We start from the raw sequence: 8,660 nt of genomic DNA, 5'->3' as shown, positions 1-8,660 counted from the left end.
GGGGCGGGCTGCTCGGGCTGCGGGGGCGGGCCGAGCCGGGCGGCCCGCTGCTGGGCGGTCGGGTAGCGGCGGCCGATGCCCGCGGCCGCGTGCGCGGTGCCGGCCTGCGGATCGGCCGGCAGTACGGGGAGCACGGTGCCGGCGTCCAGCCGCAGGGCGGGCAGACCGGCCCGGGCGAGCGCGTCGAGCAGCGCGGCCGGGCGGTCGCCGGAGCCGGCCGGCAGCAGCCGGGCGAGCGGCTCGGGCACCGGGCGGCCGGGCGCGGTGAGGGCGGCGGTGAGCCGGTGGAAGCCGCCCCGGGCGGCGGGGGTGGCGGCGAACGGCAGCAGGCGCTCGCCGAGCGCGAGCCGCGGCCCGGTGGAGCGCAGCGGGCGGGCGTCGGCGGCCAGGGCCAGCAGCCCGCCGGTCCGTCCGGCCAGCGGATAGGCCCACCAGAGCACGTCGCGCAGGTGCTCCTCGCGGTCGACGACCGGCATCTGCCCGGCCCACGGACGGCCGCCGGAGGTCAGCTCGGCCAGGGTGTCCAGCGCGTCGCGGCGGTGCCGGACGGCGGGGGCGGCGGCCGGGCCGGGGACGCTGCGCGGCTCGACGGCCGGCAGCAGGCCCGAGGCGGGCCGGTCGTGGGTGACGTCGGCGCGGTGCCCGAACAACTCCTCGGCGGACCTGCTCCACTGCGCGATCCGGCCCGTCCGGTCGACCAGGACGAGGGCGAGCCGGACCAGCGCGACCACCCCTGAGGGCTGGTCGCCCGGTAAGGCCCCGGACCCGGCCGTGCCGGCCGCCGGACGCGGTGTTGAGTTGGGCTCGTCCACCATGGATTCGGTCTGCTCCCGCCTGGCCGCCACGCCTGGAGGTGGCCGTCTCTCTGGAGGAGGCACGCTGTGCGTACCAGCGAAGCACGGACCGGGCCGGGCTCGATAGCGAAACGGGGAGATTCATCAGTATCAGTTGAGCGGCACGGGGGTGCGCCGCCGGCCGCGCTCCTCGTCCACCCGGGAGGAGCAGCGCGCACGGAGGTAGGGTGGCAGGCCGGGCCGCCCCGCGGGGCGGGCGTGCCGCTCCCGGTACGGCGGAGGGCACGGCAGCAGGACGAGCCGGCAGGACGAGACAGAGGCGAGACGTGACCGCGCAGAGCCCCGCCCGTTGGACGGATCCGGAGCAGCAGGAGCTGGAGGAGCGGGTCGCCGCCGCCGAACTCGCCTGGCTGACCATGGACGTCGACACGCAGACGCTGCGGGTCGAGATCGACAACTTCGCGCTGATCCACCATCAGCTCCTCGGCCCGCTCTACGCCCGGCTGGACGAGCTGGACGCGCTGATCGCCGAGACGGTGGCCACCCGGACCGGGCACCCCGAGGACCTCCGGCGGGCCGCCGAGGCGCGCCTGCGGGTGGACGAACTCCCCGACCTGGACGCGCTGTTCGACAGCGTGCAGGAGCAGGACGCGGCCACCGCGCCGCCGGCCGCGCCGGCCCGGGTGCGGCCCGGCCGGGACGCCCAGCGGGTCTACCGCGAGCTCGTCCGCCGCGCCCACCCCGACCTGACCACCGACCCGGCCGAGCAGCTGCGCCGGGCGGCCTTCATCGCCCGGGTCAACGAGGCCTACGCGTACGGCGACACCGAGGCCCTGGAGGGCCTGGCCGCCGAGTGGTCCACCGCCCCCGAGGCGGCGCCCGCGGTGGACGCCCCGGACCGGCTCGGCTGGCTGCGCCGGCGGCTGGAGTGGCTCACCGCCAAGATCGCCGAGACCGCCACCGAGCAGGTCAGGCTGGAGAACACCGCGATGGGCCAGCTGCTCGCGCTCGCCCCGCAGGACCCGGACGGGCTGCTGGAGGAGCTCGCCGACCAGTTGCTGGCCAAGGCCGCGGCCCAGCAGGCCGAGCTGGAACGGCTGCTCGGCGGGCAGCCGGTGGGAGACAATGGGGCCCACCGGACCGAGCCCCAGGAGAGTCAGACGATGTTCCCGCAGATCCCCACCGCCGAAGCCGCCGCCGTCCCCGCCGAGGCCGCCCTGCTGGACGTCCGCGAGCAGGACGAGTGGGACGCCGGCCACGTGGACGGCGCGCTGCACATCCCGATGGGCCAGGTGATCGCCCGCCTCGCCGAGCTGCCGGACGAGCGGCTCTACGTGCTCTGCCGGGTCGGCGGGCGCTCCGCGCAGGTCGTCCAGTACCTGGTGCAGAACGGCCGGGACGCGGTCAACGTGGACGGCGGGATGTACGCGTGGGAGTCGGCCGGGCGCCCGATGGTGAGCAGCGACGGCCGGGACGCCTTCGTCCTCTAGTCCGTCCCCCGGGGGCGCGGTGCGGCCGCCTCCCCCGCCGCCGGGACCGCCGGCGCCCGGGTAGGGCAGGATGGGCGCTCGACCGAGCCGGGACGGGACCGGCGGCGTACGTCCGGCAGGGTGGGACCCTCCCGGCCGGAGGCTGGGGAGACGATGCCATGGCCGGGACCGAGGACACCGGGGCGCCGCCCGCCGGCCGGCCCTGGTCAGGGCCGGCCCTGACCGTGCTCGGGGTGGCCGGCGCGGTGCTGGTCGCGGGCACCGGGCTCTTCCTCGCCGCGGTGTTCCTGCACGTGGCCCCGGCCAACTCGGCCTCCCGGGAGTACCGGGAGCAGGTCGACGGCCTGGTGTACCCGGAGTTCGAGCAGAACTGGAAACTGTTCGCCCCCAACCCGCTCCAGCAGAACGTCAGTCTGGACGCCCGGGTGCGCACGGTCGCGGACGGCGGTGCGACCAGGACCCACGACTGGACCGGGCTGACCGCCCGGGACGTCGCGGCGATCCGCGGCAACCCCGCGCCCAGCCACGCCGACCAGAACCTGCTCCGCCGGGCCTGGGACTTCTACGAGGGCTCGCACAGCGCGCAGGACGACTCGCTGACCAACCCGCGCGGCAAGCTGGCCGAGCAGTACCTGAAGCGGATCGCGCTGCAGCGGATCGGCCGGAGCGTCGACGGCGAGCGGATCCTGCAGATCGAGTTCCGGGTGACGGCCGCCACCGTCCCGCCGCCGGACTGGAGCGGGGAGGCCGCGCCGCCCGCGCCGAAGGTCCGCGAGCTGCCGTGGTGGCCGGTGGGCGACGAGGACTTCCGGGGGCTCGGGTGAGCGACGTGCCCCCGACGGTCGGGCCGGAGCTGCTCGACGGGATCCCCCGGCAGCCGCGGCCGGAGGCGCCGGCGCTCCCGGCCCCCGGACGGCCCGGTGCGGGCCCCCGCGCCGCCCTCGGGCGGGCCCTCGCGGCCTTCACCGGTCAGGCGCTCGGGCGCCACCAGGCGGCCGCGGTGCGGATCGGCTTCGGCCTGGTCTGGCTGGCCTTCCTGCTGCGCGAGTGGCCCCACCGGCGGGTGCTCTACGGCGACACCTCGCCGTGGTCGCTCGACCTGGCCGAGCGGCTGCTGGCGGACAACGGCGCGCTGACGGTGCTGCCGTGGTTCGGCGGGCGGCTCTGGTTCGAGCTGGTCTACCACCTGGCGGTGCTGGCCGCCCTCGCCGTCCTGCTGGGCTGGCGGACCCGGGCGAGCACCGTGCTGTTCCTGGTCACCGTGCTGTCGCTGCAGAACCGCAACGTCTTCCTCGGCGACGGCGGCGACAACGTCGTCCACCTGATGGCCGTCTACCTGGTCTTCACCCGCTGCGCGCGGGTCTGGTCGCTGGACGCCCGGCGGCCGGCCCCCGGGCGGAGCGGGGTGCTGCTCTGGGCGGTGCTGGGGGCGGTGCTGCTGGTCTGCCAGCTCGGCGACTTCTCCGGGGACAGCCTGACCTGGACGGCCGCGACCTTCCCGCACGTCGGCTGGGCGCCGGTGTTCTGGGGCCTGTGGGCGGTGGCCGGGCTCTGGTGGCTGCTCGGGCGGCTGCGGCCGGACGGCGAGCCGCGCGCGGTGCTGGACGCGCTGGCGAACATGGTGCACAACTGCGCGATGCTGGTGATCGCCGCCGAGGTGGTGCTGATCTACGCCACGGCCGGCTGGTACAAGGTGCAGGGCTCGCGCTGGCAGGACGGCACCGCGCTCTACTACCCCTTGCACCTGGACTACTTCACGCCCTGGCCGGGGCTGTCCGGGCTGGTCGGCTCGGCCCTGCTGCCGGTCTTCCTGGTCTCCTACGGGACGGTGCTGCTCCAGGTGGCGTTCCCGTTCACGCTGGTCGACCGGCGGATCAAGAACGTGCTGCTGGCGGTGATGATGGCCGAACACCTGGGGATCGCGGTGCTGCTGGGGCTGCCGGTGTTCTCGCTGGCGATGGTCGCGGCGGACGCGGTCTTCCTGCCGACCGGGGTGCTGCGCTGGGCCGCCGCGCACGTCGGTGGCCTGGCGGTACGGTCCCGGAGCCTGGTGGCGCGTGCCGGGAGCCTGCGCTCCCGGAGGGAGCCGCTCCCCTAAGCTGACCGCTATGTCCTGGTTTGCCGCACTCCGAGACACCGCGCGGACCGGACTGACCCTGGACCGGGCGCTCACCGACCCCAAACGCGCGGCCCGCGGGGCCGTCTCCGTCGCCCTGGTGCTCTTCCCGACCCTGGCCCTGGGCGGGCCCCGGCTCGCCACCTCGGCCGCGATGGGCGCGTTCATCGCCGGGACGGCCACCTTCCAGCGCAGCTTCCGCCCCCGGCCCACGCTCGCCGTCGCGGCCGGGATCGGTCTCGGCACCAGTACCTTCCTCGGGTACCTGGCGGCCGGGGTGTACGGGGCGTTCCCGGTGCTGCTCGCGGTCTGGTCCTTCGGGGCGGGCCTCGCCTGGGCGATCGGGCCGACCGCCGGGGTGGTCGCCGCCAACACCCTCTCGGTCATGCTGGTCGTGGTCCAGCTCCCGGTCAGCGTGCCCGCCGCGCTCGGCCACGGGCTGGTCTGCGCCCTCGGCGGCGTCGTCCAGGCGGCCGTCATCACGTTCTGGCCGATCGGCAGCTGGACCGCCCAGCGCGAGGCGCTCGCCGACACCTACGCCGAACTCGCCGACTACGCCCGGCGGCTGCGCCAGGACCCGACCGCGCACGTCGACCCGGCGCCGTTCATGACGGCCCGGCACGCGGCCGCGCTGACGCCCTGGCAGGACCGCCGCCGGCCGCCCGAGCTTCGCGGGCTGCGCGGCATCGCCGAGCGGGTCCGCCCGACCCTGGCCGCGATCGCCGACCCCAAGGTCGGCGCCCCCGAGGAGGGGCCCGAGCGGGACCGGGCCCGGGCCGTGCTGGCCGCCGCCGCCGAGGCGATGGACGCGCTGGCGCGGGCCGTCCGCACCGGTGATCCGCTGCAGCTGCCCCGCTCCGCACCGGCGCTCACGCTGGCCGCCCCGGCCGACGGGCCGGAGCTGCAGGGCGCCAGCCGACGGGCCGCCCGCCGGCTGGCCGGGCTGCTGCGCAAGGCCGCGGACGCCCTGGAGCGCGGCGACGAGGACACCATCAGCACGCCGGTGGTCGGCGCCGGCGGGGCGCTGCTCAAACCGCCGCTCTCCCGGATGCTGCCGGTCGCCCTGCGCGCGGTGCGGCGCCAGCTCCAGCCGCACTCGGCGGTGTTCCAGCACGCCGTCCGGCTCACCGCGGTCGTGGTGCTCGCCTACCTGCTCGCCCGGCTGCTCGGCTTCGAGCACGGCTACTGGGCCCCGATGACCGCCGCCATGGTGATGCGGCCCGACTTCGCGCAGACCTACAGCCGGGGCGTGGCCCGGCTGGCCGGGACGATGGTCGGCGTCGCGGTCTCCACCCTGGTCGTGCAGCTGGCCCACCCCGGCGAGTGGGTGCTGGCCGCGCTCGCGGTGCTCTGCATCGGCGGCGCGTACCTCACCCTGCGCACCGGCTACGCGCTGATGACGGTCTGCATCTCCTCCTACGTCGTCTTCCTGCTCGGCCTCCAGGAGGGGAACCCGCTGGTCACCGCCTTCGAGCGGGTCGGACTGACCTTCCTCGGCGGCTCCGTCGCGCTGCTCGCCTACGCGCTCTTCCCCACCTGGCAGACCGCCCGGCTCGGCGAGCGGCTGGCCGAGTGGCTGGCCGCCGCCGGGCGCTACGCGGCCGCGGTGCTCGCCGTCTACGAGGACCCGGGCGCCCCGCGCGGGCGGGAGGTCCGCTCGGCACTGCTGGACTCCCGGGAGGCCCGGTCCGAGCTGCTCCAGGCGATGCAGCGGGCCGACGCCGAGCCCGGCCGGCACGCCTCCGGGCTGCCCGGGGTGAGCCGCCGCCAGCTGGACCGGGCCCGGGCGGCGGTCGGCCACCTGGGCCGGGTCGCCGTGCTGCTGGAGGCCCACCTGCCCACCGCCGACGCCGACCCGGTGCCGGGCGCCGCCGAGTTCGCCGAGGAACTGCGGCTGGCCACCGCGCTCGCGGCGGCCGCGCTGCTCACCGACCGCCCGGTGGAGTTCGACGCCGTGCGGGAGGCGCAGCGCGGGCTGGAGGACCGGCTGGCGCAGGCCCCGGCGAGCGTCCAGCGCGATGTCGTCCGGACCAGCAGCCGACTGCTGCTCCAGGCGCTGAAGGACCTGGAGCGCGCGCTGCGCGGGGGCGCCTCGGCCACCCCGGCGCAGCGCGCGCAGGAGTCCACGGCGCGGTAGCCGCGGGCGGTCGGGCGGTAGCCGTCCGGCGGGTCGGCGGGTCGGCGGGCCGGCGGGCACGCTGCGGGCACGCTGCGGGCACGTCGTGGAGCGCCGGGCGGAGCGGCCGGTCGGAGCGGCGTGGCGGGCCGGGCACCTGCGGGCCTCGGCCGGCGGTCGGGCGCCCCCGCGGGGGCGGTGGGGCGGGGGTGGCAGAGTGGACGTCATGGACGACGAGCGGGTGCGGGAGTGGCGGGCGGGCGCGGCGGCGCCGGACACGGTGCTGTTGGACGGGTTCCACGCGCTCAAGCACGCGCTGCGCTTCGGTGGGGACGTCCGGCAGCTGCTGACCGCCGACCGGGCCGCGCTGCTGGCGCTCGCCGCCGAGCTGGCCGAGGACGTCGCCCCCGCGGTGGCCGCCCTGGCCGTGGAGCTGCCGGAGGCGGCGCTGCGGACGCTGGTGCCCAGGCTGCACCCCACCGGGGTGGTCGCGCGGGCCGGGCGCCCGACCAGCGCGGCCAACCTGGCGGCCCTCGGCCGGCGGCCCCGGACGGCGCCGGTCGTGCTGCTGGAGAATCCGCGCAACCTGGGCAACGTGGGCGCGGTGATCCGGCTGGCGGCCGGTTTCGGCGCCACCGGCGTGGTGACCACGGGGGACCTGGACCCCTGGCACCCGAACGTGGTGCGGGGCAGCGCCGGCCTGCACTTCGCCACCGCCGTCGAGCGGCTGGAGCTGCCCGAGCTGCCCGCCGGCCCGTTGTACGTGCTGGACCCGGAGGGCTCGGACATCCGGACGGTGGCCCTGCCGGACGACGCGCTGCTGGCCTTCGGCACCGAGCGGCACGGGGTCTCGGCGGAGCTGAAGGCGCGGGCGGACCGGCTGGTCGCGGTGCCGATGCAGCCCGGCGTCTCCAGCTTCAACCTGGCGACCAGCGTGGCGATGGGTCTCTTCCACTGGATGTCGGGCCGCCCGCCCGGCCTTCCCCTGGAGGGCGGGCACCGGGAGGGCTACGGCGCGAACAGCCGGTGCCAGGTGTCCGGCCCGGGGTAGCCGTCCGCCTCGGCGCCGCTCCACCCCTGGGCGAGCTGGAAGGCCTGGACGGCCAGCCGGTCGGCCTCGCCCCAGCGCGGGCCGGGGCCCTCGGTGTAGAACCGGCCGAAGCCCCTGCGGACCAGCTGCTCGCCGAGCCGCGTCACGGACGCGTTGTCGGCGCCCGGGGCGAACCGGTCGCCGCCCGGGAAGGCGGGCGCCGCGCTGTCGCCGCCGGGGGTGACCGGGGGCGGGGGGAGCCGGGTGGCGGCGGCGGGGATGTCGCGGCCCTTGTGGGCGACCAGGTAGTTCCAGGTGTCCTTGCCGGGCAGGCCGTCGGCCTCGCTGCCGCGCCAGCCCTGGGCGAGCTGGAAGGCCTCGGTGGCCTTCCGGTCCGCCTCGCCCCAGCGCGGGCCGGGGCCCTCGGTGTAGAACCGGCCGCCCCCGCGCTCGACCAGCATCCGGCCGAGCTCGGTGACGTGGGCGTTGTTCGCCCCGGGGCCGAACTTGTCGGCGCCCGGGAAGGCGGTCGACGCAGAGCCGGCGCCGTCGTTGCTGCTGCCGGTGGTGGAGAGCGCCTTGGCGCGGTACGGGAGGTACGAGGCGGAGTTGCTCCAGTAGGCGTACGGGGTGTCCCGCCGGGTGGTGCCGGGGGAGGTCTGCTCGTACGCCAGGTAGCGGGTGCGGGAGGAGTCCGTCCAGCCGCCGAAGAGGGTCACGTGCGAGCCGGCTTGCGGGTTGGCCGGGTTGTTGTAGATCAGGATGTCGCCGGGCTGGAGGTCCGCCTTGGTGATCCGGTCGGCGAAGTCGGGCAGTGTCCAGGTGGTCTGACTGCTGTCCAGGCCCCAGGCCATCGAGACGAAGCCGGAGCAGTCCTGGCGGTAGCCGTCGGACCAGAAGCGGCTCATGCTGTACGGGACCTTCTGGGCGAGCCAGCTCTGCGCCCGCTCGACGATCGCGGCCCTGGTGAGCGGCTCCGCGGTGGCCCGCGGGGCGGCGGGGGAACGGGCGCCCGGCTCCTCGCCGTAGAGGCCGCTCACCGCGCCCTGCGGGGTGGTGGGCGGCTGGGCGGCGCTGGCGCCGCCGGGGGTCGGCGCGGGGGCCGCCGCGGCCC

Annotated in this window: 6 protein-coding genes and 1 pseudogene; 5 read left to right on the top strand and 2 right to left on the bottom strand. The window is 76.9% G+C overall.

Translation table 11 applies throughout. The annotated features are described in order from the left end of the window. Positions 1-815: pseudogene (locus ACFWA9_RS36620) on the bottom strand (hypothetical protein); the annotation flags it as partial. A 305-nt stretch (positions 816-1,120) separates the two neighbouring features. Here ACFWA9_RS36620 and ACFWA9_RS36615 point away from each other — a divergent pair. From ACFWA9_RS36615 to ACFWA9_RS36595, 5 genes are all read left to right on the top strand, one after another. After that, complete coding sequence (locus ACFWA9_RS36615; RefSeq protein ID WP_329488827.1) at positions 1,121-2,284, top strand: rhodanese-like domain-containing protein; 1,164 nt, start codon at positions 1,121-1,123, stop codon at positions 2,282-2,284. A 158-nt stretch (positions 2,285-2,442) separates the two neighbouring features. Next, the gene (locus ACFWA9_RS36610; RefSeq protein ID WP_380393447.1) at positions 2,443-3,108 is read left to right on the top strand and encodes a DUF5819 family protein; all 666 of its coding nucleotides are present in this window, start codon (positions 2,443-2,445) and stop codon (positions 3,106-3,108) included. Further along, entirely contained in the window at positions 3,105-4,382 is a 1,278-nt protein-coding gene (locus ACFWA9_RS36605) for an HTTM domain-containing protein (protein ID WP_380393444.1), read from the top strand. Before ACFWA9_RS36610 ends, ACFWA9_RS36605 begins: the two co-directional genes overlap by 4 nt. Before the next feature lie 10 nt (positions 4,383-4,392). Continuing rightward, entirely contained in the window at positions 4,393-6,537 is a 2,145-nt protein-coding gene (locus ACFWA9_RS36600) for an FUSC family protein (RefSeq protein WP_380393441.1), read from the top strand. A gap of 205 nt (positions 6,538-6,742) precedes the next feature. Then, complete coding sequence (locus ACFWA9_RS36595) at positions 6,743-7,567, top strand: TrmH family RNA methyltransferase (protein ID WP_380393438.1); 825 nt, start codon at positions 6,743-6,745, stop codon at positions 7,565-7,567. Here the strand turns inward: ACFWA9_RS36595 and ACFWA9_RS36590 are convergent. Then, positions 7,525-8,660 (bottom strand): peptidoglycan-binding protein (locus ACFWA9_RS36590; RefSeq protein ID WP_380393436.1); only part of this gene is annotated, 1,136 nt, incomplete at its 5' end. The genes ACFWA9_RS36595 and ACFWA9_RS36590 overlap by 43 nt on opposite strands.

Origin of the sequence: Kitasatospora sp. NPDC059973 (assembly GCF_042737525.1) — a bacterium.
In the GTDB taxonomy this organism is placed as follows: Bacteria; Actinomycetota; Actinomycetes; order Streptomycetales; family Streptomycetaceae; genus Kitasatospora.
This window is presented reverse-complemented; position numbering and strand designations above follow the sequence as displayed.